At 64.1% G+C, this 23,291-nt stretch carries 19 protein-coding genes and 2 tRNA genes; 12 read left to right on the top strand and 9 right to left on the bottom strand.

What is annotated here, in order from left to right:
* Window positions 1–97 precede the first annotated feature (97 nt).
* The 8 genes from FRC96_RS09475 to FRC96_RS09440 form a co-directional block, all read right to left on the bottom strand.
* Window positions 98–1,354: a bifunctional folylpolyglutamate synthase/dihydrofolate synthase gene (locus FRC96_RS09475; protein ID WP_146974251.1), complete on the bottom strand. Its 1,257-nt coding sequence runs from the start codon at window positions 1,352–1,354 to the stop codon at window positions 98–100.
* A gap of 35 nt (window positions 1,355–1,389) precedes the next feature.
* A complete protein-coding gene (locus FRC96_RS09470; RefSeq protein ID WP_283808915.1) occupies window positions 1,390–2,022 on the bottom strand; it encodes a Crp/Fnr family transcriptional regulator in 633 nt (210 codons plus the stop codon).
* Between the two features lie 63 nt (window positions 2,023–2,085).
* Window positions 2,086–2,826, bottom strand: coding sequence for a TIGR04282 family arsenosugar biosynthesis glycosyltransferase (locus FRC96_RS09465; RefSeq protein ID WP_230470075.1), 741 nt, complete (start codon window positions 2,824–2,826; stop codon window positions 2,086–2,088).
* A complete protein-coding gene (locus FRC96_RS09460; protein ID WP_230470074.1) occupies window positions 2,819–3,628 on the bottom strand; it encodes a glycosyltransferase family 2 protein in 810 nt (269 codons plus the stop codon). The genes FRC96_RS09465 and FRC96_RS09460 overlap by 8 nt, the downstream gene beginning before the upstream one ends.
* A 125-nt stretch (window positions 3,629–3,753) precedes the next feature.
* The gene (locus tag FRC96_RS09455; protein ID WP_146974248.1) at window positions 3,754–4,242 is read right to left on the bottom strand and encodes a hypothetical protein; all 489 of its coding nucleotides are present in this window, start codon (window positions 4,240–4,242) and stop codon (window positions 3,754–3,756) included.
* 411 nt (window positions 4,243–4,653) lie between these two features.
* A complete protein-coding gene (locus tag FRC96_RS09450; protein ID WP_146974247.1) occupies window positions 4,654–5,559 on the bottom strand; it encodes an energy transducer TonB in 906 nt (301 codons plus the stop codon).
* A 22-nt stretch (window positions 5,560–5,581) separates the two neighbouring features.
* A complete protein-coding gene (locus tag FRC96_RS09445) occupies window positions 5,582–6,013 on the bottom strand; it encodes an ExbD/TolR family protein (protein WP_146974246.1) in 432 nt (143 codons plus the stop codon).
* Window positions 6,014–6,028: 15 nt separating this feature from the next.
* Window positions 6,029–6,652 carry a MotA/TolQ/ExbB proton channel family protein gene (locus tag FRC96_RS09440; protein ID WP_146974245.1) on the bottom strand — a complete coding sequence of 208 codons (624 nt, stop codon included), beginning with the start codon at window positions 6,650–6,652 and terminating at the stop codon, window positions 6,029–6,031.
* Window positions 6,653–6,817: 165 nt separating this feature from the next.
* Between FRC96_RS09440 and FRC96_RS09435 the strand changes: the two genes are divergently transcribed.
* The 3 genes from FRC96_RS09435 (at window position 6,818) to FRC96_RS09425 (ending at window position 8,129) form a co-directional block, all read left to right on the top strand.
* Window positions 6,818–7,813 (top strand): hypothetical protein, encoded by a 996-nt coding sequence (locus FRC96_RS09435; RefSeq protein WP_146974244.1) that lies wholly within the window; start codon window positions 6,818–6,820, stop codon window positions 7,811–7,813.
* Window positions 7,814–7,958: 145 nt separating this feature from the next.
* Window positions 7,959–8,031: transfer RNA gene (locus tag FRC96_RS09430), tRNA-Ala, on the top strand.
* Between the two features lie 25 nt (window positions 8,032–8,056).
* Window positions 8,057–8,129: transfer RNA gene (locus FRC96_RS09425), tRNA-Ala, on the top strand.
* 174 nt (window positions 8,130–8,303) lie between these two features.
* Here FRC96_RS09425 and FRC96_RS09420 read toward each other — a convergent pair.
* Window positions 8,304–9,023, bottom strand: coding sequence for a Bax inhibitor-1/YccA family protein (locus FRC96_RS09420; protein WP_230470073.1), 720 nt, complete (start codon window positions 9,021–9,023; stop codon window positions 8,304–8,306).
* Between the two features lie 242 nt (window positions 9,024–9,265).
* Between FRC96_RS09420 and FRC96_RS09415 the strand changes: the two genes are divergently transcribed.
* The 9 genes from FRC96_RS09415 (at window position 9,266) to glgA (ending at window position 23,222) form a co-directional block, all read left to right on the top strand.
* Entirely contained in the window at window positions 9,266–10,030 is a 765-nt protein-coding gene (locus FRC96_RS09415; protein WP_230470072.1) for a DUF4159 domain-containing protein, read from the top strand.
* Window positions 10,031–10,054: 24 nt separating this feature from the next.
* The gene (locus tag FRC96_RS09410) at window positions 10,055–12,388 is read left to right on the top strand and encodes a glutamine amidotransferase (protein ID WP_146974241.1); all 2,334 of its coding nucleotides are present in this window, start codon (window positions 10,055–10,057) and stop codon (window positions 12,386–12,388) included.
* 198 nt (window positions 12,389–12,586) lie between these two features.
* The gene (locus FRC96_RS09405; protein ID WP_146974240.1) at window positions 12,587–16,228 is read left to right on the top strand and encodes a hypothetical protein; all 3,642 of its coding nucleotides are present in this window, start codon (window positions 12,587–12,589) and stop codon (window positions 16,226–16,228) included.
* A gap of 21 nt (window positions 16,229–16,249) precedes the next feature.
* The gene (locus FRC96_RS09400) at window positions 16,250–16,939 is read left to right on the top strand and encodes a hypothetical protein (RefSeq protein ID WP_146974239.1); all 690 of its coding nucleotides are present in this window, start codon (window positions 16,250–16,252) and stop codon (window positions 16,937–16,939) included.
* 324 nt (window positions 16,940–17,263) lie between these two features.
* Entirely contained in the window at window positions 17,264–17,725 is a 462-nt protein-coding gene (locus FRC96_RS09395) for a hypothetical protein (RefSeq protein ID WP_146974238.1), read from the top strand.
* Window positions 17,726–17,767: 42 nt separating this feature from the next.
* The gene (locus FRC96_RS09390) at window positions 17,768–17,947 is read left to right on the top strand and encodes a hypothetical protein (RefSeq protein WP_146974237.1); all 180 of its coding nucleotides are present in this window, start codon (window positions 17,768–17,770) and stop codon (window positions 17,945–17,947) included.
* A gap of 355 nt (window positions 17,948–18,302) precedes the next feature.
* Window positions 18,303–20,534, top strand: a complete 2,232-nt coding sequence (locus FRC96_RS09385) for a hypothetical protein (protein ID WP_146974236.1) — start codon at window positions 18,303–18,305, stop codon at window positions 20,532–20,534.
* 139 nt (window positions 20,535–20,673) lie between these two features.
* Entirely contained in the window at window positions 20,674–21,675 is a 1,002-nt protein-coding gene (locus FRC96_RS09380) for a galactose-1-phosphate uridylyltransferase (RefSeq protein ID WP_146974235.1), read from the top strand.
* An 11-nt stretch (window positions 21,676–21,686) separates the two neighbouring features.
* Window positions 21,687–23,222 (top strand): glycogen synthase GlgA, encoded by a 1,536-nt coding sequence (gene glgA / locus FRC96_RS09375; RefSeq protein ID WP_146974234.1) that lies wholly within the window; start codon window positions 21,687–21,689, stop codon window positions 23,220–23,222.
* Window positions 23,223–23,291 lie beyond the last annotated feature (69 nt).

The following is a 23,291-nucleotide window of genomic DNA, read 5'->3' as shown; positions in this document are numbered from 1 at the left end:
CTTTAGGGCGAGCACTGCCTGCAGATCGTCATCTCGACAGCACTCCAACTGTGGACCTGGGCGAACATAATCACCGCCCCCCGACGTTCAATGTAGCTCAATCGCCCGGGGCCGCACGCTCGGTGACCATATCCGCCGCGCCCAGGCCCAGCGCCTCATAGAGCTCGCCCAGCAGGTAGATCGACCCGAAACACAGCACGAGCTTGTCCTCACCGCACGCGGCGATGGCCTGGCGCAAACACCACCCGGCATCCCCCACACCACGCAAGAGCCTCTCGGGCACATGCCGGCGCAGGCCCTCCTCACCGAGCGCGCGGGGCGTGTCGATCGCCGCCGCCCAGACCCCCACTCCCAGCTCCGAGAGCAACGCATTTAGGCCTTCCTGCTTCTTATCTTCGAGAGCCCCCCACACCACCGCCCCGACCTCCTCGGCACTTCCTCCATCAAGCTCCGCGCGCAGCGCCGCGATCCCCGCCGGGTTATGCGCCGCATCCAGCAGCAAACGCGTAAGGCGCCCATCCGCACCAACAACGTCGCGTCGCTCCATCCGCCCCGGCCACCTCCAGCGCCTCAACCCTCGTTGTGTGGCCGCGTCATCATGGTCATCGCCCAGGAACACACGCGCCGCACAGCGCGCCGCCACGTGATGCCGTCGCGCAACCCACGACTGCTCCGCCCCCGCGACATCGTCCTCCGCCGCAGCCAACCTCGGCGCGTAGCGCGGCCCCGCCGACGCCCGGGCCCACAACACCTCAAACGCCTCGACGTGCTCCTGCTCACCGATCACCACCGGCACCCCCGCGCGCATTACCCCGGCCTTCTCTCCGGCAATCGCCTCCAGGGTATCTCCCAGATACGCCTCATGGTCGCGATCGATGGTCGTAATAACGCTCAACGCCGGCTCGATCGCGTTGACCGCATCCAGACGCCCTCCCAGCCCCACCTCATAGATGGCGACGTCCACGCGCTGCGCCTCAAAAAGGCGTGCTGCCATCAGCGTCGTAAGCTCAAAGAAGGTCAGCGCTTCGTCCCCCACCCGCTCCACATCGCCGTAGCGCGCGTACACGTCTTCCAGCACCGGCAACACCTGCGCCGGCGTCAGCGGCACCCCGCCCACCCGAAATCGCTCCTCAAATCCCACCAGATGCGGGCTCGTATACAACCCCACCCGCAGGCCATGCGCCCCGAGAATTGCACTCAGCGATGACGCAACCGTACCTTTACCGTTGGTACCGGCCACCACGATCGCCGGCGCGCAACGCTCCGGATGCCCCTCGGCCTCCAGCGCCGCGCGCATGCGCTCCAACCCCAGCTTAATCGTAAAGCGATTCTGCTCAAAAAGTCGTCGCTTCAACGTCTCCCAGCGCTGCGAATCGTTCGTTGCATGACTCAATGGAACGCGAAGCGATCTTGCAGCTCCAGATAACGCAGGTAGCGGTCATACGCTTCGCCATCCAGAATCTCGAAATAACCGCGGCGGTCGATGAGGATCAGCTCGTCGCGCACAAGCTCATTGAGGATCTGCTTAACCTCTCCGATCTCCAGCGCGAGCACGTCGGCCAGGTTCGCCGGAATCGGCGCCGACTCCCCGGCCCCCTCCACGCGCTTGACCCGCTGGGTCTCCGCACGAAGCTGATGCAGCACCCGCGCCTTATTGGTGCGCAGCACCAGATTCGACACGCGGTACTGAGCCTGAGTCAGTCGCTGAGTCAGCTTCTTAAGCATCCGCAGAGCGATATCCGAGTTGCCCTTGATCATCTCCTCGAACTGCTCGGTGTCGACCTGAATCACCGACGCATCGTCGGTGACCACCGCACTCACCGGGCGGCGCGGTTCACCAAGCATCGCCAGCTCGCCGCAGAACTCGCCAGCGCCGAGATCTTCGACCACCACCTCGGTATCGTGAATCCGCTTGGTCAGGCGCACGCTCCCAGACTTGATCACGTACATCCGGTTGCCTTCCTCGCCTTCCCGAAACAAGACCATCCCTGCGGCGCACTGACGAACACCTTTTTCACTCACGAGCTACCCTGACCGATGAAGGAAGTTGAAAAGCCTGCGGATTCACGGGCACCGGCGCGCGTCTCAGCGCGCTAACCGTCCGCTATGACGCCACGTTAAAAGCACCTCGCGGGTATGTCGAGCCCCTTCAAACCCCTGGCTCTGCAAGTACTCCAGGAGATGAAATTCGAGCGTTTTGACGTCCTCGAAGGTGTCGACATCGTACCAGAAGCCCAACAAATCCGACAAGAGACCCGCCTCGCTGGCGCGCTCCCAACTCTGCGCGAGCACCGACTCTGTACTCCAGGCGACACCCTCAAAAATCACACCCTCCGCCCCCGGGCCCCCGGAGACACTCGGGGTGTTGACTCCCACCAGGTAGTACCCCCCGTCAAACGATGGTCCCCACACCACATCGCGACGCTGGAGCACGTCAAACGCCAGATCGAGATGCGCCTCCGAGAGCGTCGGTGAGTCTGTGCCAACTATCACAACTCGCCCCGCCCCCCGCGCTCGCGCCTCCTCGATCGCACGACGCATCCGCGCGCCGAGGTCGCCCTCTCCCTGCTCCACCCTCTGGATGTCGAGGCACTCAGCGGCCTGAAACGTCATCGCGTCATCGTTCCCACTCCAGGCCAGCGTCGCGCGGCGATGCTCCTCTTGAGCTGTCCACCCGCCAACCAACTCCAGCACATCGGCGACAAACGCCCGGTACAACACCACGCTCTCATCTTCGCTGAGCGCGGGCTGCAACCTCGTCTTCACCCGCCCGGCCACCGGCGCCTTCGCAAAGATCACGATCTCATCATGCGCATGCTCAGCCATCTGCTCCTCCTCTGCGACCGGGATCCGAGACCTCCAGAGCATACTGCGCAAAGAGCGTGTAGAGGATCTTATAGCTCGCCAGCGCGGTGCCCTTCAGCGTACCGGTGATCTTCGAGACCCCCACCCGCTTGCGATAACTCACCGGAACCTCCACCGCACCGATCCCCCGGCGAGCGGCTTTAATCTGCATCTCGACGGTCCAGCCAAAGTCCTCATCGCGCATCTTCAGCCCCTGCAGCGCCTGCCAGGTGATCGCGCGAAAAGGCCCCAGATCAGAGAATCGATAGCCGTACATGAGCTCCATCAACACACACGCCAGCTTGTTACCGACGACTGCCTGCACCAGCAGCGCCCCCTGCTCCTGCGCACCCAGAGTTCGACTGCCAATCACGAGCTCGGCCTCCCCTTTCAAGATAGGTTCAACGACCCGCGGAAGCTCGGAGGGAAAGTCGCTAAAATCCCCGTCGAGAAACACCACGACGTCGGGCGGGTCCTCAGCCAGATACCGAAGTCCGCGCAGGCACGCCGCTCCGTAGCCCCGCTGAGGCTCCACGACCACCTCGGCTCCCCGCTCGCGTGCACGCTCCGCGCTGCGATCCTCGCTGCCATTATCCACCACGACGACCCGGCGCACCCACGTCCTGGGGATGGCATCGAGTACCAGCGGCAGGCTCTCCTCTTCGTTGAGAACCGGGATCAGCACATCAATCGCTGGAACCTCCGTCGGAAGCTCCACCTCGCGATGCGGCCACCACACACCTCCCCGCCGCATCGCCCCTTTTCCTTCATCCTCGCGTCTCAACGCCTCACCTCGTCTCGGAGTCACCCGGCGCAGCTCCCTGCCGCAACCCGGCGCATCCTAGACGTGAGACGCCCCACCCTCAAGCCAGGTCGCGCTCCACCACGCGACCCGAAGACGCCTCGCCCTCACGCGACCGCATCGCGCTCGGCCAGCCGCGCCGTCAACGCGATGAGGCTCAACAGATCCACCCGAGCTCGACGCTGCCGACCCGCCCGCGACTCATCGGCCACCCCGCCTTCCCGCGTCACGCCCAGCACACCCTGCTCCAGCGCCTGCAGACGCGACGGGCTCACCTCGATGGCCAGGTCAGCAAGCGGCTCGCTGTCCCCCAACGTGCTTAAACCGACACTTCGTGAGCGCCCGGCCGAACGCGCCTGCCACCAGGTTTCCAGCGACTCGACGTCCCCCTCGACCCACTGCTCCACGGTGAGGAAGTAGTCTTCAAAACACCCCACCGTGACCACCTCTCCGAGCACCTCATCGCGCACCCGGCTGACAAAGATCGCCTGCTCCAGCCAACGCTCCCCCAGCGCGGTGTAGGCCTCACCAAGCGTCACCTCACCGTGGGTGTAGTCCGGCGGGAACTCCCACTTCCGGCGCTCCTCTCGCTTCATCTGACGCTCCAGGATTGCCCCCAGCGAACGTTTCGGTCGCGCGATCTCGGCTGCTCGCTCTTGATTCTCGGTCTGCATCTTGACGCCTCCATCCGTGGATTCACGAAGATACCGCTCACTCGCTCAGTACTGAACAAAGAATTACTGCACATATCCACAGAGTCAAACAAAATGTGGAACTTTTGTTCAGGTATCGCGGCGTACAGCGTCACAACACGCCAAAAACCTCCCCGCTTGCGTCGTTCAAGCACAGGTCGAGCCCTGCATCGAACGCGCATTCCAGACAACGGCGCAGCCGAGACCGCAACACGCGGCTCGACGACGTACAACCCCGGAAACTTCTTGAATAAGGCGACCTTAGCACCACCCTCGCGCGGAAGCAACGCACCCGGCAGGGGCTTCCGCGCGACGTCAGTACTCGGAGATCTCGAACTCATAGGCCACACGGCGTCGAGAACTCACAGGCTCGCAGTTGCGCGTCGCCGGCTCGAAGCGCCACTGGCGGATCGCCGCCTCGGCGGCTTCATCCAGGCCAAAACCCAGCCCGTCGACCAGCTCCACCGATGACGCGCGGCCATCACGGCCGATGGTCACCAGAAACACCACCTGCCCCTCTACGCCCCGACGTCTTGCGAGCACGGTGTAGTCCGCCTCGACCTGGTTGAGCACTTTGGCCTCGGTGTCCTCACACCCCTCCGACGAGGCCGTGCCATCGCCCATACCCGTCCCTCGCCCGTCGCCACGCGCGTCCGGACGCGTCTTAATCTCACCAAAACGGTTCGGGTCCACATAGCGGTTGGTGATCCGACCGGAGTCAATGCCCTGACCGATCTTCATCGCGGGCCCCTCTCCCCCTTCCACGGTCGACTCCATCGTCAACCCTTCCAGGTGCACCGGATCCATCGCGCCAGCGGCCTCGTCTTCAACGTCTTCGGCTTCCGCCTGCGGTTCCGCTTCAGGCTCAGGTTCAGGCTCAGGTTCAGGTTCAGGTTCAGGCTCAGGTTCAGGCTCGGGTTCAGGCTCAGGCTCAGGCTCGGGTTCAGGCTCAGGCTCGAGCTCGGGTTCAGGCTCGGGTTCAGGCTCGGGTTCCGGTTCAGGTTCCGGCTCAGGCTCGACGTAATCAAAGTCGACCTCGACGAGCTCGTCCTCGGGCTCCTCGGCAGCCGGCTTGACGTTGAGCAGGGGCGCAAAGGTCACCAGCCCGAAGCCTGCGGCCGCATGGGTCAACAGCGTCAGAATCACGCCGACAACAACGCGGCGAGTGCGCTGACCGGCACCCACCCTCGACTCCTGCAGAGGATCGGCGAGGTGGTGCATCGGCTGCGGTTTCCTCGACGTCTCAGCGCTCACCGTCTGCCTGCTCTTCTTTGCGGTCGATGTTCAGGGCGAACTTCGCGATCCCGTTCAGTTTGATCGTATCCACAAGGTCAATCACCTTGCCGTACTCCACCTTCTTATCGGCAGCGATCACGGCTCGAAGCTCGGCATCTTCGCCGGCCTGTGCACGCACCTGCTCGGCGATGGCATCCAGGCTCAAGAACTCCCCGTCCATGGCGTATTGCCCCTCGGAGGTGACCTGAAACGCCAGGGTGGTGCTGACCTCCGCCTGGCCCGAGGCCGCTTTGGGAAGGTCGATCGGGATCTGCGACTGCACGATATACGTGGCCGTGACCATAAAGATGATCAAAACGACCAGAATGATATCGACAAAAGGCGTGATGTTGATCGCCGAGATGACGTCGTCGTCATCGCCTCCAGACATGCCTGCCATGACCTCTCCTTAACCTCAGTCATTGCGGCGCAGGTGCGCCAGCAAGGTCCGCGACATCAACTCGGTCTGCGCCCCGCTCTTCTTCACGCGCTGGCGAAAGACGTTGAACATAATGACCGCCGGAATCGCCACCAGAAGGCCCACGCCGGTGGCGACGAGCGCCTCCGAGATCGCCGCCATAACTTCCTGGTTGGCCTCCTCAGTGGCCTCCCCAAGCGCGGCAAAGGCTCCAATAATCCCCAGCACCGTACCAAAGAGGCCGATAAAGGGTGCGTTATTGCCGGTGGTCGCAAGCAGGCTGATCAGACGCTCATAACGCGTCCGCTCCGAGGCCATCGCCCCGTTCATAAGATCTTCAACCGCCTCGGGTCCCCGGTCCAGCCCTCGCATCCCAAAGAGCACCACGCGCGCTTCCATCGCGTCGTTGCCTTCGAGCAACTTCGCCGCGGCGTCGAAGTCATCCGCGCGGAGACGCTCCTCAAACTTCAGGCGCAGCTCATGCACGTCGACTTTGCGCTGGTAGAAGAAGCGCAACTTCTCGATCACCACATAGATGTTTGCAAAGCTCAGCAAAATCAGCAGCCACAGCACCCACTCTGCGCCGATCAGCGCGAAGTCCAACAAGATCTCGGTTAACATAGTCCTCTCTCAACGCCTCGGGGCGACTTCTTCAAGGGAGACGATCCGCACACGCTTTCTTCTCTAAGGTGCCTCGGGATACCATAGTGCCACGCGGATCGAAATCCGCAGGGGTGAAGATTTATTCACCCACCTGGAGCTGTCGAACACATTTGTGGAGTTTTCATGCATTCCCCCAGACCCCCGGCCCCTCCCGCCATGTCGCCGGCGATCGCCGTTGCCCTGGCAGGCTGCGCGCTTCTCGTCATCGGCGCCCTGCTCTGGAAGGCCTTCGGTCCTCCCCCCGAACCTCAGTGGGCAGGTGACGACACCGCCCAGGTCAGGAGCGGCCTGGACTTCCCCCCCTTGATCATCGACGCCGAGGAGCTGCAGCGGGCGCGCCAGGTGCATGACGAAGAGGTGGAGCTCTCCGCAGAACATCAAGCGCAGCATGAGGCCCTTCTCAACGCGATCAAAGATGCCAACCGCGCGCAGTTCAGCGACGCCGACCCCATCGACGCCCGCGCGCTTCAGGCCCGAATCGACGAGCTCAGCGCCTCATTGGTGCCGGCCACCGGCCCGCGCGGCTTCGTCCCGCTCGGCTCGTCACTCTTCGATGCCTGCGCCACCTCGCTCGAAGAGCTCCTCGCCGCGGTCCGACGCGGCGCGCTCACCCTGGAAGACGCGTCGACCGCTCCCGCGCTGCCCCGTTTTGCCTCCTACCGCGAGCACTGCGGCAACGTCGTCCCGGTGCTGCGAGAGCATAACCTGCTCACCGACGACGCCGTCTGGAAGACGCCATCCAGCCGCCTGATCTTCGACATCCTGCAGCGCTACCGCTTCGCCGAAATCATCCACACCATTCAGCCCACCCGACTGCAGATGGCGCCCTACGAATACGAGATGCTCACGCGCTGGCGCATCGAGGACGCCGAAGCCTTTGATGTTCGCACTCGCCGCCGCTTTCTCTCGCGTGTGAGCCCCATCATCCCCGACTACGACGTCGCCCTGGCCCATGCCCGCCTCGACGTTCACGGCAAGAGCCCCGAAGAGGCCATCCCCCGCTTTCAGCAGCTGGCAAGCGAACATCCCGACTCCGCGCGCTACCGCGACATCCTCACCGAGCTCCGCCGCAGCGCCGGGTTGCCCGCCCGCTCTACCACCGCGCCGGGTTCGCCCTGACTCACTCCGAACGCACCCGGTCTTTCGGGGGGATGAGACCGGGGTTAGGAACGCCCGAAAAAACTCCTCAAAAACCCGTTGACACCCCGAACCCCCATCCGTATACATGCTCCCCGTTGGCGCACCGAGCCAACCATCCCTAACCGGGGCCGTAGCTCAGCTGGGAGAGCGCGTGACTGGCAGTCACGAGGTCGTGGGTTCGATCCCCATCGGCTCCATACAATTTAACACCTGTTCCAAAACGGGGCCGTAGCTCAGCTGGGAGAGCGCGTGACTGGCAGTCACGAGGTCGTGGGTTCGATCCCCATCGGCTCCATATAAAGCATCAAATATCAAGGCGTCTCGCATTCATGCGAGGCGCCTTTTTCGTTCCAAGCGTTTCGTTCATTGTGCTCGGCGTCTCCCGCCTCGACGTGACCCCAGAGAAAAGCCCCCCGACGCGCGATGCGCCGGGGGGCTTTTTAACGTCAACTCGCTCCCGCTTTCTGACCTAGTCGCGCGTAAACATCAAAATGCGCAGGATGTACCAGAAGAGCATCCCGATCGAGCTGAAGAGCGCCAGCGCCGCTGCCACATGCTGATCGGTCCGATAGACATGCACCATATTCGAGGTCTGGTACACGATCATCGCCGCCGAGAGCCCGACCATCGCGATCGAGAAGCCCAGCCCCAGGTTAAAATCAAAGATCGTGCCGGCCACAATCGCCCCCAGCGCGACCAGGCTCCCAACCGCCAGCCCCACGCGCAGGATCGAAAAGTCCTTGCCCGTCACAAAGACCACCGCCGTCATCCCGGCAAAAACCACCAGGGTCAAGAAGGCCGCTTGCATCAAGATCGCCCCGCCGATCTGATACTGCGCAATAAGGATCATCGGCGTCAGCAAGATCCCGTAGGCCGAGACCCCGATCGCAAGTCCCAGATACTGCAGCCCTCGCGACTTCACGTTCAGCGCCATCCAGTCACCGAGCCAACTCGCGCCGATGAACAGCCCCAGCACAATCAGCCAGTTCGACGAGATCATGAACTGAATCGCCGGCTCGGCGAAGGGTGACTTCAAGAAAAGCGCGATGAACGCGACACACCCGAAGATCGCGCCGGCCAGGTGCATGTAGGTGCGGCGCAAAAAGCTCTGGCGCTCCTCGGGCATCGCGTGGCTGACAAGGCTCGGACCGCCGCTTGATCCATCGTATCCAAAATCCTGACTCTGCATCATTGTCCTCCGTCGTATCGTTGATGGATGGCCGACCGCCACCCGAGATGGTTGTCCACGTGCCGAAGCTCGGCGCTCATCTGGCGCAGAACCGGGCCGTGCAGACACTTTATTTCGCTGCTATGACGAGTTTAGACAACGCATACCACGTGACCGTCTCCGAGGGGAATGCCCGCGCGCGGCTCCGACGTTGTCCTCGCCAGACGCAGCGCTCACGTAAGCCCTCATCAGGCAACGATCGCATGAACCGACGAACCTTTCTCCAACTTCTGGGCGCCACAGGCCTCAGCCTCATGATCTCGCCGGCGGCGCTGGCCCTCGACGATCAGCATCGCGTGGGGCTGGCGCGCCTGCGCTATCAGGGCGGCAACGACAACCCGCGCCCCGGTGCCCTGCGCCGCATGCTCCAGGAAGTGGGCCGTCACACCAGCGTCGAGGTGAACCCGGAAGTGGCGGCGATCTGGGGCGAGCGCGAAGAGCTCTTTCTGCACCCGATGATCGTACTCGCCGGCGACCGCGCCTTTGAACCGCTGCCCGAAGAGGTCATCGAGAACCTGCGTCTCTATCTGAGCTCCGGCGGCTTCCTCTACATCGACTCCGCCGAGGGGCTCACCGATGGGCCCTTCATGGCCTCGGTGCGACGGGAGCTTCAGCGTGTCTTCCCCGACCGCCCGCTTCGCACGGTGCCCCGCGAGCACACCGTGCACAAATCCTTCTACCTCATCGACCGCCCGATGGGGCGCCTGGACATCGCCGGCAACTTCGAGGGTATCTTTGATGAGGAGCGCGCCTGTGTGCTGGTCAACCCCAACGATCTTCTCGGCGCGCTGGCCCGCGATGCCTTCGGCGGCTGGGAACACCAGGTCAGCCCGGGCGGCGACCGCCAGCGTGATATGGCGCAACGCCTGGCCGTCAACATCGTGCTCTACGCGTTGACCATCGACTACAAAGCCGACCAGGTGCACATCCCCTTCATCCTGCGCCGGCGCCGATGGCGCGTCGACTAAGTCCCCCGAAGGCCGGAAGCCTGCATGCTTGAACTCTCCAACTACAACACCCGCGATCTGCTCTGGTTAGGTGACTGGAGCCTGGGCTGGATCATAGCGCTGGGACTGCTGGGCCTGGCGGTGCTGCTGTTTAGCGCCTACGACCTGCGCGATATGCGCATGCATCGGCGCCTGACGCTGCTGGGGTTGCGCGCGGCCGTCTTCTCCCTGGCCGTGCTCATGCTCCTGGAGCCCGCCCTCGATCTCAAGCAGGTCTCCCGCGTCAAGAATCACGTCGCGGTGCTCGTCGACACCAGCCAGACGATGAACCTCAACGTCGCAGGTGAACAACAACGCCGCATCGACCGCGCACGCAACGCCCTTGAGGAGCTTCGCCCCACCTTTGAAGCCAGAAACGAAGATCACCACTTCGACATCTTCACCTATGGTGAGGCCCTGACTCCCACCACCCTTGAGGCCGCCCTGACCACCGAGGCGGATGCCACCGAAGCCGATCTCAGCGCCGCGCTTCAGGCGCTTCCCGAACATTACCGCGGCAAAGATCTCGGCGGCGTCATCGTCTTAAGCGACGGCATCGACACCGGGGCGATCGGCCGACGTGTACGGCGAGGCGAAGACCTCGACGAGGCCTCAAAAGAGCTCCTGGCCAGCCTCAAAGCACCGGTACACACCCTGGCCGCCGACGCCGACGCCGGCATGCGCGACGCGGCGATCTCGCGGGTGCGTCACGACGACTTCGCCTTTGTGCATAACTCGATCACGGTCGAGGTCGACCTCTTCTTCAGCGGCATTGACCCCCAGCCGGTCCCGGTGACACTGCGACGCGATGGCGAGATTTTGCAGTCCCAGAGCGTGCAGATCGATCCGGAAGAGCGCCGCTACACCGTACAGTTCGAGTTCGTCCCGCGTCAGATCGGCAAAGAGGTCTACACCGTGGAGGTGCCCCATTTTGAGGATGAGGCGTTGCTGGAGAACAACACCGAACACTTCGTGCTGCGCGTGATCCGCGACAAGGTGCGCGTACTTCAAGTGGTCGGTCGCCCCAGCTGGGATCAGCGCTTTCTGCGCCAACTTCTCAAGCGCAACCCCAACGTCGACCTCATCAGTTTCTTCATCCTGCGCACGGATGACACCCCTCAGCTGGTGCCCCGCGACGAGATGAGCCTGATCCCCTTCCCCACCGATGAGCTCTTCAACAGTGAGCTGGGAAGTTTCGACCTCGTGATTTTCCAGAACTTCAACTTCGGTCCCTACAACATGGCGCGCTACCTGCCCGCCATCGCCGATTACGTCCGTCAGGGGGGCGCCTTCGCCATGCTCGGCGGCGACCTCTCCTTTGCCAGCGGCGGCTACGCCCGCACCCCCATTGAGTCGCTTCTGCCGGTGGAGCTCCCCCCGGCAGGCCCCGGCCAGACCATCACCCACAGCGAGCATTTTTCGCCGCAATTGACCGAGGCCGGGGACCGTCACCCCATCACCCAGCTGGCCTTCGATCCGGCGCAAAACCGCGAACTCTGGGAGGCGCTCCCCGAACTTCGAGGCACCAACATCGTCACCGGCCCCTCCGAGGGAGCTACCGTCCTCGCCACCCACCCCACGCTGACCTACGGCGGCCAGCCCATGCCCGTTATCGCCGTGGCGGAGCGCGGCGAGGGCCGAGTGCTGGCGGTCACCAGCGACTCCACCTGGCGCTGGGGCTTTGAGCATCTGGCCGACGGTGGCACCCCGCGCGAATATCAGATGTTCTGGAACAGCGCGATTCGCTGGCTCATCCAGGACCCGGAGCTCAAGCTGGTGCGACTCGATGTTCACGCCGACATCGCCGCCCCCGACGCCCCCATCGACGCCACCGTACGCGTCTTTAAGAGCGACTACAGCCCCGCTACAAACGCCTCGGGGAAGGTCCACGTCAGCCATCGCCCGCTTGCGCAGCGCGGTGACGACAGCGCGCCTACTCTCCCCTCACGCACCGTCGAGTTTCAGACCGACGCCTCCGGAGAGCACGCGCTCGACCTCAGCTTTGACGAGCCTGGCATGTATCATATGGAGGTCGAGGTGGAAGGCCCAGGCGGCGCGCTGCGCGATGAGAACCTGGTGCTTGTCACGCCCAATGTCGCCCAACTTCGCGACATCGTCCCTCGCAACGCCCTGCTCGAACGCATCGCCGAACACACTGAGGCCGAGCACACCCTCCTCCCCGAGCTCAACGCCGCCCGGCTCGACTTCAACCCACCTCGCTTCGTCGAGATTCATCAACGACGGGTCGTGCAGCTCTGGGACAGCGCCCTGCTCTTTCTCATCGTGCTGGGGCTGCTCGCTGCGGAGTGGTCTCTGCGCCGTCGCTGGGGCCGGCTCTAGACCATCGCCGCTCCCGACGATTTCATTGAGCACACCCCATACGTGGTGTAGAGTAGCGACGAGGTCGCGTCCCGACCGCAGCACAGCAGGACTGTGAGGCGGCCCGGCTCGACCTCACCAGCCGTACGCGAGTCCCGGGTGTTGGCCTTGTATCAGCCCGCCCGCCCCATCCCAATCTCCGCGCAGCAGGTACCGTTCATGGGAGAAACCACTCCCGACGCCGTTGAGCTCAAATGCCCTGGCTGTGAGACGTACTTCCGACTCACCCCCAAAAAAGGGCGCCTCCCCACCGGGGATGTCCCCTGTCCGAAATGCTTCACCGAGATCTCGGTCGAGGATGGCCGCAAGATCTACCGCTCAGACTCGAGCGGAGTGGCATCCGAGCAGACCCAACGCACCAGCTCGGCGCCGGGCTTCGGAGTGATGTCCAAACGCCCCTCCGGAGAGGCGCTCAACGATGAGTCCGAAGACGCCATCGAGCGGCTGACGCGGCTCGCCGGCGACCTTCCCGGAGGCTCCAAAGCGACGATGGCCGGTCTTCCCGGCGGGTTCGCCAACCCCTTCACCCGGGGCGGGGACCTCGACAAGACCGCGGCGGTCGACGCCTCGGTGCTCAGCGCCATTGCCGAGCAGAACGGCAACACCACAAAGGGGCCTTTCGATAACCCACCGGCCCCGGAGCCTCCGGCTGAAGACGGGCTCGCCGAGAGCACCGACGCCGGCGCATGGCGCCGCGCCCACGAGCACCAAACCTCTCCGGGGCTCGATGAAGTCTCCGATGTGCTGGCCGCCGAGAAGTCGGCCAACGAGATCCAGACGCGCAAAACCGTCGATCTTACCCGTCAGAGCCGCGCCAACCCCTCCCAGCTCCGAGAGACCGCCGAGAACAAACGCGTGCCCCGCTCCATGATCGGCCTGCGTTCCGGAAAGACCCCCGACGAAGACACCGTCGAGGGCGAAGTCGGTCTCTCGGACGCCGAACTCAAAAGCCAGGTGCTCGCGCGCATCAAGAAAAAGCGCATGCTCACGCAGCCCGGCGACACCCCCGGCGACAGCTCGAGCAAGGCATCAGGGAGCACCAAAAAGCTCAAGCTCGACAAACTTCGCCCCGCCCTCTCCGGCGCCTCCGCCGCCGAGGATGACGCCTCCTCGGACGACTCCGACGACGCCGCCAAACCCTCGCTGGCCCATCTCTTCAAGAAGGCCCAGAAACGACGCACGAGCCAGGTTGGCGGCACCCCCGACGATCTGCCCGCGCCGCGAAGTGAGAGCCCCGCGCTCCCGCAGCCTAAATCCGCGCCGCCTCCCCAACCGGAGGCCGACTCCGCAACCCCTGGCATCGACCTGCAGGACAGCGAAGCCCGCGAGCTCGCCGAGCTCCTTCGCGAGGTCCCCGATGACGCCGCGGCCGACTCCGGCGCTGAGCCCTCGCCAGACCACTCCGGGCTCTTTGACGGCTTCGGCGCCCCCGAAGGAGCGTCCGCCCCGGGACGAGCACCGCTGCCCGGAATCTCGCGCGAGCGAGGCCAGGCCACCAGCCAGTCGATGCTCGCCAGACTTCAAGCCCGCCGCCGCGGCCCCAACGTCGACCCGATCGAACTGGGCGCAGCCGGCGAGAGCCGTGGGAGCGGGTACATCCGCCTGCCGACCGCCGAGATTCAAGATGTGCTCGGCCGTGGTCAGTACCGTCTGCGTATCGAAGACGTCATCTATGAACCGGTCGACGAGGCGGGCCTCACTCAACTGATCAAAGGCGGCGTGCTGCTGGGCGCCGAGGAGCTCGCGGAGGCCGACGGCGACTGGATGCCGGTCTCCGAACACCCCGTCTTTGGCGAACTTCGTCGAAAGATGGCCGCCGAGGCCCACGACGTCCTCTCGCGCATCGGCACGCCCCGCCGTAAAGCGCCCGCCCGTGAGCCCGCCACGCCGGAGCCTCAGGACGAGCCCTTCTCGCCGCCCCTTCCCGTCGACGCTTCGTCCAACTCCCTGGACTTCAGTCTGCTCGACATGGAGCAGAAGCGCGCTGACGCCGACGAGGTTTCGGCTGACGCCGTTGCGCCTGCCGAAGCGTCCGCGCCTGAGCTCGATCCCTTCATGGCGCTGGAAACCCCGGAGCCCGAAGCCAAGCAGCCGCAAGACGACATCTCCAACGAAGTCAGCGTCAGCCAGATCATCGAGGAAGACGACGAAGCCGAACCCGCCACTTCCCTGGCCAACGCAGGTCAAGGCAGCCTGTCCGACGACGACGAGGACCTCGCGTTCACGCCGGAGTCTGGCGATCCGCTCGCGGCCGCGCCCGCCTCGGACCATCCGCGTCAGCCGGAAGATACGAAGCTGCCTACGGCAGCGCCGGCCAGCATCTCCGCGGAACTCGACGCAGCCCCCGCGCGCAAAAAGTCGCGTGGCGGGCTCGTTGCTGGCCTTGCGCTCGGCGCAGGCCTGCTGGCGCTGCTTGGCGCCGGCCTCACCGCCCCCGGCCAGGCGATGATCGAAGACGCCACCGGCTGGAACCCCGCCTCCCTCTGGGCGAACTCCCCGAGCGAAGAAGCCCCTGCCCGCGAAACGCCGCCGGCCACCGAAGACCTCGAAGTTGCCGAAGCCGAGAGCGCTGCACCGGCCCAGCCCGAGGAGCCCGAAGCGACCGAAAGCGCCGCGGCCGACACCGCCCCCTCGCCCGATGAGCGCTTCACCGAGCTGACACAGCGCTGGCGCGCTGGCGAGGCGTCGGTCGAAGAGCTCGCCGAACTCGTTGATCTCTCAAGCGCCGAGCAGCGATGGTCGCTGACACGTCAGGCCAGCCTCGCTGCGCTCGCAATGGCCCCCGAAGATGAACGTTTTCTCACCGCGCGCAAGCGCGCCGTCGAGCAAGACCCGGAGATGGGCCCCTATCAGCCCCAGGTGCTCGACGCGTCCGCCGGACTGAACTTCGCCGGCAACTACAACGTCGACACCCACCGCGGCTGGATTTTCAAACTTCCGGGCTCGGAGGATGAGGTGATCTTCAAGCCCTCACGTCAGGGCTGGGAGGATGGCTGGCAGATGGAGATCGCCTCGTGGCGCCTCTGCGAGCTCATCGCCTGCAACTTCGAGATCATCAAGGCCACCCCGGCGCTGCTTCATGAAGACGCGCTGATCGCCGCTCTCGATGCGGCATCGGGCGACCTCGACACCGCCCAGGCGCAACAACTTCGCGAACTTTCCAGCTGGCAGCCCGGCGAAGGCGACGGCGCGCCGCGCGTCGTCCGCGGAAGCCTGGAGCGGCTGCCCGCATCGTCGCGCGCCCCCTTCCCCATTGAGTATCGGCCGCTGTGGATCGACTGGCTCACCGCCACCTCGTCGCCAGCCCCCCTGGAGCGCCCGCTCTCCGAGGAGCTCAACAGCATCGCCTCCCTTGCGGACGGCAAATTTCAGCAACCCCTGGTCGACGCCATCGGTCAGCAACCCACCTCCGAGGTTGCCCGAGAAGTCTCCAGCCTGCTGCTCTTTGATTACCTGACCAACAACTGGGAGCGCTTCTCCACCCGCGCCGAGACCTACGGCATCAACAACCCGGTCATCGGCGGCGGCATCGTCTCGCGTCATAACGGCGACGCCTTCCAGCCGCGTGCCTCCCGACGGGTTCAAGGCCGATTTGAGTGGACGACCCGCTTTAGCCGCAGTACGGTCGCCACGATCCGCCTTCTGGAGCGCGACGCGCTCGAGGCGGTCCTCTTCCCCGAAGCCGGGCCCGTCGACCGCGCACGCCTCAATGTGCTCTGGTCGCAACGCGAAGACCTCCTCAAGCGTGTCGAGCAGCTCGTCGCCCAGCACGGTCGGGACGATGTCCTCTACTTCCCCTGATTCTCAGAGCACTTCTGGCTTATGACAAAGTTCTATTACGCCTGCGATCCAACCCCGGGAAACTGGGGAGACACCTTTGCCCTCTGCAACGCCGCGGAAGTCGATCTGGAGCGGCTGGAAAACGCCCCGAAGATCGCCACGTTGAACCGCTGGCGCGTCGACTCGCCCAAAGGGTTCGGCTTTGTGCTGCACGCTCCCTCGGCGGTTGGCGAGGCCCTGGTCGACGGGTACGAGCGTGACAACGCAGAGCTCAGCATCACGCTTCGTGACGCCTGGACCCACGCCACCGAGCAGGCTCACGCCCTCGCCGCCAAAGCGATCCTCTTTTCGACCCCCCTGGAGTTTCGACCCGGTAGCACCAGCCGGGCGCTGATCGCGGCGCTCGGTGACGAGCTGGCCGCCGGCGCTGGTCGCCCCGTCATCTGGCAGGCCGAGGGCATCTGGGACGTCGAGGCGACCAGCGCCTTTGCCCGCGATCACCACCTCAGCCTGGCCTTCGACCCCTACCTGGCCCTGCGCGACGAGGTCGCGCTCGGTATGGGCGACGGCGCCTTTATCCTCAATGAGCGCGCCGGCATGCGTCGGGAGTTCGACCGCTATGATCTCGAGGAGCTCCTCGGTGAGATGCGCTCCTTCAACCGCGTCTTCCTGCTGCTGCGCGGACGCTTCCAGCGCAAGCACGCCGAACTTCTGCGCGACATCCTCGGCTAACCCCCTCAACACATGCTCCCTGAACCTCAGACAGGCCGCCTCCCCTTGGAGCGCGGCCTGTTCGTTTTGGCGTACACCCCCTCGACCTCGGCCGTTCATGCTACCCTATTCGAGTTAACACTGAAGCGTGCTCTCAAAGCCCAATTCCGGAAACACAACTTAGCAACCTCGCTAAAACCCATCAAATCCGTTGGTTAACGTCGAAAAAATGAATCCTAAGCGGTTGACACTTAGTCTCATTGGATGCACATTCCGCCTTGGAGACGCTGCAAAGTGATAACTTCGCTGAACAAATGAATTCACCTTCGAACCCCGAGGATTGTAATGAGTGTAAACTTTGGCGACGAGCTTTCGAAGTTTGAAAAAGCGCTGACCGAGAAACGCCAGGAGCTTGAAGTGCTTCGCAAAAAACGCGATACCCACAGCCTGCAGACCACCGAGGCCCGCAACGCGATCGAGCATCTTCGCGCGGCGTTGCGCGGCGAGGCCCCTCCCGGACGTGGTCGTGGCCGCAAGAAGGTCCGCGGCGTCAGCTCGCTTCCCGTCGACCCCGAAACGCAGCGCCCGCCCCGCGGCGCGCGTCGCCAGCAAATCCTCGAGATCTGCCGTCAGCTGGGCACCAAACACGAACAGTTCCGCACCGCCGACGTCCTCAAGGCGCTCGGGCGCATCGAAGGCGAAGTCACCGACGGCATCCGCAGCTACACCTACAGCGTCGTCAACACCTTCGAGAAAGAAGGTCTGATGGAAAAAATCGGCCGCGGCCGCTGGAAGTGGAACGGTTAATCAACCCTGCCTCCACGCTCTTAACTTTAAGGAATGATCATCATGACCGAATCGAACGAGATCCTCGAATCCGCTCTGGCCAGCGCCGAAAAGAAACTGCGTGACCTTGAAGAGTCCCAGGCCAAGCTCGAAGAAGACATCGAGCGCACCCAGCGTGAGATCGCCAGCCTGGAGAACGCCATCAAAACGTTCAGCCAGCTGCAGACCCAGCTCGACGGCTGAGTCCCCGCTTCAGCGCTGCACCACCGACGCCCGGTGAGCCCACGCTCACCGGGCGTTCTTCGTTGAAGCCCTGCTGGCACCGCCACGTCCGCCCCCTCGAAGTCAGGCTGGCCGCTGGATTTTCCAACCTCTTCACATTATGATGCATTCAACTGGAGCATCATGACCGCACCGCCTTCGCCTTACTGGGACATCTTGACACACCGACCGGTTAGTCAGGCACCGTCTCAGCCCTCTCGGCGAGTGTGGCGCGGACCTTGCTTTTACAATCCATAACGTTTCCGGATCCCGGCCTCTTCGTCGGCTCTCTCCGAATTCAATGAACCTGTTGCCTGAAACGCCCTGGAGGTTCTCCATGCTTTTTCGCCCTTCGTCTCCCGGCAGTGTCCGCCATGCGCTCTGGCTGGTGGCGCTACTCGCCGCAGCCTCTCTGACGGCCGCCTGTGGGGAAGTCGAGCTCAGCCGTGGAACCATCGATGGTCAGACCGCCCCCGGCCAATCCTCGCCAGACGACGACGCCGGCCCCGGAGACTCCCCGGATGTGGGCGCCCCCGGCGACACAGGCAACCTGGAGCCCGACGACGATGGCGTCGTCATGGTCCCCTGGTCCCATGAGATCTCCAACGAGCTGCTGGCGCAGGCCACCCTGGCGGAGGGCTCGATTTCGTTCCCGCTGGAAGGCAACGATCTCCTGCTTGACGTCGCCATCGCCGACATCATCTACAATTTCGACAGCGTCGATCCCGAGCCTTTCATCTACCGGGTTGAAGCCATCGAAAACACCCCGGAGATCATCACCTTCTTCGTCACCGACGCACCGCTGACCGACCTGATCATCAACGCCAAGATCAACGTCGATGGCAGCTCCAATGACGCGTCGGATACCGCCAGCCGCTCCCAGGGCCTGCAGCCCGAGTCCGGCGCCATCGGCCAGCGACGCCAGCGCATCGACGAAGATCAGTTTGAGCCCATTCAGACAACCGTCAGCTTCCCCACGGTCGAGGCGCGGGTCTGCGACAACCACTCCGGCGTCTCGGTGGAGGTTGACCTTTCCGCGGACGCCATTGAAGGCACGCTCGGTTCGGTAGAGCCGGGCATCGGCATTGGCGTCGGCGAGGAATGCCCGTCCAACACCATTGGCGGCCGCATGAAAGCGACGCCGACTCTGACCATCGACATCTACGATGTGGACGCCGCCCTCGATATCGACACCTCATGGTTCGGAGAAGACTCCAACATCAACGAGAACCGGTGCGAGTGCTTCGCCAACAACTACCCCAACTACAGCGTCTGCGGCATCCCGGCGAGCATGGAGGATGAGTACAAGCGCGGCTGCAACGGGCGGCTCAAAGAATTCCGTTTCCTGGTCAACGCCAGCTTCGTCACCGCGCTCACGGATCTGCTTCTGGAGCTCTACTACGAGTTTGAGTTCGAGAAGACGCTCTTTGAGGTCAACCTGGTCAAGATTCCCTTCGCTCTCGGCCCCGTCCCGGTGACGGCCAACGTCGACTTCCTGATCAAGTTTACGGCGACCACCGACGGCGGGCTCAGCGCCTCCTGGGAAGGCAAAAACGCGCCGGGTTTCCAGATGGATACGATGTTCGGCATCGAATACGTCGGCAGCGATTTCCGCGAGATCGAGCAAGAGCCTCTCTCTGAGCCCTATGTGATCGACGACCCCGATTTGCTGGGGCAGGTCAACGCGTCGCTCAAGCTCTCCTCAGATATTAAGTTTTCCGGGCTGATTCTGAACTTTGCCGGCGTCAACGCCACCCTGCCCAGCGTCTACGCCAAACTTGAGGCTGGTTTTGAGCGCAACTTCTCGACAGGCGAATCCGAATGCACGCTGGAGCTCTCCATCGGTGCCGCGGTCAAAGTAGGCCTGGAAGCGGACGCGGGCTGGCTGGGTGACCTGATCGGCATCAACACGTCGGTTGACTGGACGCTCTTCGATACCTGTGACGAGCCGGAGGGCAGCTTCCTGCGCAACCTCTGCTTCTACCGCGACTTCAGCGAGAGTCTCGATTTCCTCTGCCCCGAGCCGATGCCGGCGCGCATCAACCGGGTGCGGCTGCGCGTCGATGACCCGGAGTATCCGCCCGGCCAGAACGCCCCGGGCAGCGTGCCGGTCGATGCCCTCTTTGTGCAACGCGTTCCGGTGAGCAGCGCGCCCTACTACATCGCGCCGACCCGGATCACCGTCGACGGTGTGGAGAGCGCCGAGGCCCTGGAGATGATCAACGAGATTCAGTACCTGGCCTGCGACCCGGAGCTCTGGGAGGAAAAAGTCATCCTCTTCGACGATGAGGTCGTTGTGGATTACGCCGATCCCTTTGAGGCCGGCGACCTCATCCGCGTGCACCGCCAGGGCTTTAACCCCGGCGACGCCGCCAGTAACCCCACCAACCCTGACGACCAGGGCAAGCTCTGCGTGCCCAACGGCAGCTTCCACATCGACGTGGGTCGCAGCGACAAAGAGCAGTGGGAGAACCTCATCCTCAACGTGCATAACTCCAGCGACCACCGCATCACCGAGAACTTCCTGGAGCTCTTCGCCGAAGACGATGCCGGTTCTGTGGGCAACTAAGACCAACACCGCGTGATACGCAGCGAACCGCCGCCCCCTTCCGGGGCGGCGGTTTTTTTGTTCGCCCTCCCCGATTGCTCCCATCGCCTCACTTCGATAGCGTCTGGCCACAGGCCCACCCGAGCCCCGAGCCCGCCCGATGCCCTCTTCGATTCGCACCAACATCGTCTCCGGCGACCGCGTCATCCTGGCCCCCGAGCGCGCCCGCCGCCCCCGCGACCACAAGCTCATTGAGCCGGACACCTCACCAGGCGCCGCGCGCTGCCCCTTTTGCCCGGCCGAGCCCTCGCGCATCCCCGAGCCCATCCGCACCCGACAAAGCCCGAGCTTCCCCGAGCACGAGCACGCGATCACCGTCGTGCCCAACCTCTATCCGGCGCTCACCCCCGACGACGCTGAGCGCGCCTTCGCGCTGGGCCCCTACGACGCCTTCGGCGGCGTGGGTGCCCACGAAGTCGTCATCGAGGCCCCTGAACACATCGAGCACTGGGGCGAGCTCGACGCCTCGCACATCACCGAGATCTTCGTGACCTGGCAGGAGCGTCTGCGCGATCTGCGTCAGGACCACCGCATTCACGACATCATCCCCTTCAAAAACGTCGGACCGCGCTCCGGGGCAACTCTGGCGCATGCCCACAGCCAGATCCTCGCGCTGCCCCAGGTGAGCCCTCGCCAGCAGCAGCTGCTCGAACGCGGCCAACGCCACTTCGACCTGCATCAGCGCTGCGCCCTATGCGACGCGCTGCACTTTGAACTTCAGGGCGGTGAGCGCGTCATTCTCCAGGACGACGCGATGGTCGCCTGGGCGCCCTTTGCCTCCCGCGCCTCCTTCGAAGTCTGGATCGCCCCCCGCCCCCACAGCGCCGACTTCGCTGCCGCCTCCCACTCCGAGCTCGCCGCGCTCGCCAGGCTGACCCGCCGCATCCTTGAGCTCTGGGAGCTGGCCATCGGCCGCGTCGATCATAACCTCGTCTTGCACAGCGCCCCCTTTGCGTTCGCCGACAAAGCGTACTATCACTGGCACCTGGAAATGCTCCCCCGATTGAGCACCCACGGAGGGTTTGAGTGGGGCTCGGGCGCCTACATCAACGCCACCGCCTCGGAGGTGGCCGCGCGCCACCTGCGCGAACTGAACAGCTGACGGAAAATACGATGGATTTGAGCCGCTACATCAAGACCAAAGACACCAACTCCCAGATGGGCCGACGTCGGCTCAATGTGCTCTTCGCCTCCAGCGAAGTTGCCCCCTTCTCCAAGACCGGGGGCCTTGCCGACGTCGCCGCCAGCCTTCCTCAGGCGCTGGCACGTCGCGGCCACAACGTCTCCATCGTCACCCCCCTCTACAAGCACCTCGACCCGGCGGCGATGCGGCTGAGCCGTCGCCTCAACCCGCTGGAAGTTCCGCGCAAGAGCAAGAACCAGTCCAAGCTCGAAGTCACCGTCTGGGAATCTCGCCTCGACAGCGGCGTGCGCGTCTTCTTCATCGACGCCCCCGAGTACTTCGACCGCGACGGGCTCTACGGCTACGACGACCAGAGCTTTGACGATAACGCCGAGCGCTTTGCCTTCTTCAGCCGCGCGGTCATTGAGCTCGCCATCAGCTCACCGATGGCCATCGACATCGTCCACTGCAACGACTGGCACACCGGCCTGGTGCCGATCTACGGTAAGCACTACTACGCCGACGAGCTCGCCCAGACCCGCTACGTGATGACGATTCATAACCTGGCCTTCCAGGGCAAATTCGATGCGAAGCAGTTCAAAGCCACCGGGCTGCCGCGGAAGTACAACAACGATGGCGAGCTCCTCGACGCCAATGGGGATCTGAACTACCTGGCCGGTGCGCTTCGCTACGCGGACCTGATCACTACGGTGAGCCCCACTTACGCCCGCGAGATTCAGACCGAGAAGGCCGGCTTTGGGCTTCATGAGGTGCTCCAGGCCCGCAAGGAGAGCGTGCAGGGGGTGCTCAACGGGGCCGATTATGGCGTGTGGTCGCCCGACATCGATCGTTTCATTGAGGTGCGCTACACCGTCGAGACCCTCAACGGCAAACGCCAGAACAAAGCGCATCTTCAGCACAGCCTCGGGCTGCCGGTACGCCCCACCCTGCCCCTGGTCGGCATGGTCAGCCGCCTCACCGAACAGAAGGGCGTCGACCTTGTGGTGCCGGCCATTCGCTCTCTGCTCTCCGAGCTTAAAGATGAGCGCGACGGCTTCCAGCTTGTGATCCTGGGCGACGGCCCCGACAAGGTGCTCCAAGAGCTCAAGCAGCTCGAAGAGGAATTTCCGCGCCGCGCCCGCATCCTGGGCGGCCACGACGAGGCGATGGCTCACCGCATTCAGGCCAGCGCCGACATGCTGCTCGTGCCCAGCCGCTTTGAGCCCTGCGGCCTCACGCAAATCTATGCGATGCGCTACGGCACCGTGCCCGTCGTGCACGCCACCGGCGGGCTTGCGGACACCGTCACCGATCTTCGGGAAGACCCCGAAAACGGCACCGGCTTTGTCTTCACCGAGCACAGCGCCGACGCGCTGGCCGGTGCCATCGAGCGCGCCGGCTCCGCCTACCGTAACTACCGAAAGTGGCGCCCCCTGATGGTGCGCGACATGGCCCGGGATTTCTCCTGGCGCGAGTCCGCGATTCGCTACGAGGAGCTCTTCCTCGATGCGATCACCGCTGACTGATCGTACCTCCAGGCTCCGCTCGCCAGCAGCTTCTGGCTCAGCCCCCTCACGGGCTGAGCGCGAGCGGGG

Origin of the sequence: Lujinxingia vulgaris, assembly GCF_007997005.1 — a bacterium.
In the GTDB taxonomy this organism is placed as follows: Bacteria; Myxococcota_A; Bradymonadia; order Bradymonadales; family Bradymonadaceae; genus Lujinxingia.
Note: the sequence above shows the minus strand (reverse complement) of the source record. Positions and strands in the feature narration are given on the sequence as shown.

What these genes read in the sequence shown, in the direction of transcription:
- FRC96_RS09465 (WP_230470075.1), bottom strand. Translation starts at nt 2,826, where the DNA reads ATGGCTGAGCATGCGCATGATGAGATCGTGATCTTTGCGAAGGCGCCG.
- FRC96_RS09455 (WP_146974248.1), bottom strand. Translation starts at nt 4,242, where the DNA reads ATGAAGCGAGAGGAGCGCCGGAAGTGGGAGTTCCCGCCGGACTACACC.
- FRC96_RS09450 (WP_146974247.1), bottom strand. Translation starts at nt 5,559, where the DNA reads ATGCACCACCTCGCCGATCCTCTGCAGGAGTCGAGGGTGGGTGCCGGT.
- FRC96_RS09445 (WP_146974246.1), bottom strand. Translation starts at nt 6,013, where the DNA reads ATGGCAGGCATGTCTGGAGGCGATGACGACGACGTCATCTCGGCGATC.
- FRC96_RS09440 (WP_146974245.1), bottom strand. Translation starts at nt 6,652, where the DNA reads ATGTTAACCGAGATCTTGTTGGACTTCGCGCTGATCGGCGCAGAGTGG.
- FRC96_RS09435 (WP_146974244.1), top strand. Translation starts at nt 6,818, where the DNA reads ATGCATTCCCCCAGACCCCCGGCCCCTCCCGCCATGTCGCCGGCGATC.
- FRC96_RS09420 (WP_230470073.1), bottom strand. Translation starts at nt 9,023, where the DNA reads ATGCAGAGTCAGGATTTTGGATACGATGGATCAAGCGGCGGTCCGAGC.
- FRC96_RS09415 (WP_230470072.1), top strand. Translation starts at nt 9,266, where the DNA reads ATGAACCGACGAACCTTTCTCCAACTTCTGGGCGCCACAGGCCTCAGC.
- FRC96_RS09410 (WP_146974241.1), top strand. Translation starts at nt 10,055, where the DNA reads ATGCTTGAACTCTCCAACTACAACACCCGCGATCTGCTCTGGTTAGGT.
- FRC96_RS09405 (WP_146974240.1), top strand. Translation starts at nt 12,587, where the DNA reads ATGGGAGAAACCACTCCCGACGCCGTTGAGCTCAAATGCCCTGGCTGT.
- FRC96_RS09400 (WP_146974239.1), top strand. Translation starts at nt 16,250, where the DNA reads ATGACAAAGTTCTATTACGCCTGCGATCCAACCCCGGGAAACTGGGGA.
- FRC96_RS09395 (WP_146974238.1), top strand. Translation starts at nt 17,264, where the DNA reads ATGAGTGTAAACTTTGGCGACGAGCTTTCGAAGTTTGAAAAAGCGCTG.
- FRC96_RS09390 (WP_146974237.1), top strand. Translation starts at nt 17,768, where the DNA reads ATGACCGAATCGAACGAGATCCTCGAATCCGCTCTGGCCAGCGCCGAA.
- FRC96_RS09385 (WP_146974236.1), top strand. Translation starts at nt 18,303, where the DNA reads ATGCTTTTTCGCCCTTCGTCTCCCGGCAGTGTCCGCCATGCGCTCTGG.
- FRC96_RS09380 (WP_146974235.1), top strand. Translation starts at nt 20,674, where the DNA reads ATGCCCTCTTCGATTCGCACCAACATCGTCTCCGGCGACCGCGTCATC.
- glgA (WP_146974234.1), top strand. Translation starts at nt 21,687, where the DNA reads ATGGATTTGAGCCGCTACATCAAGACCAAAGACACCAACTCCCAGATG.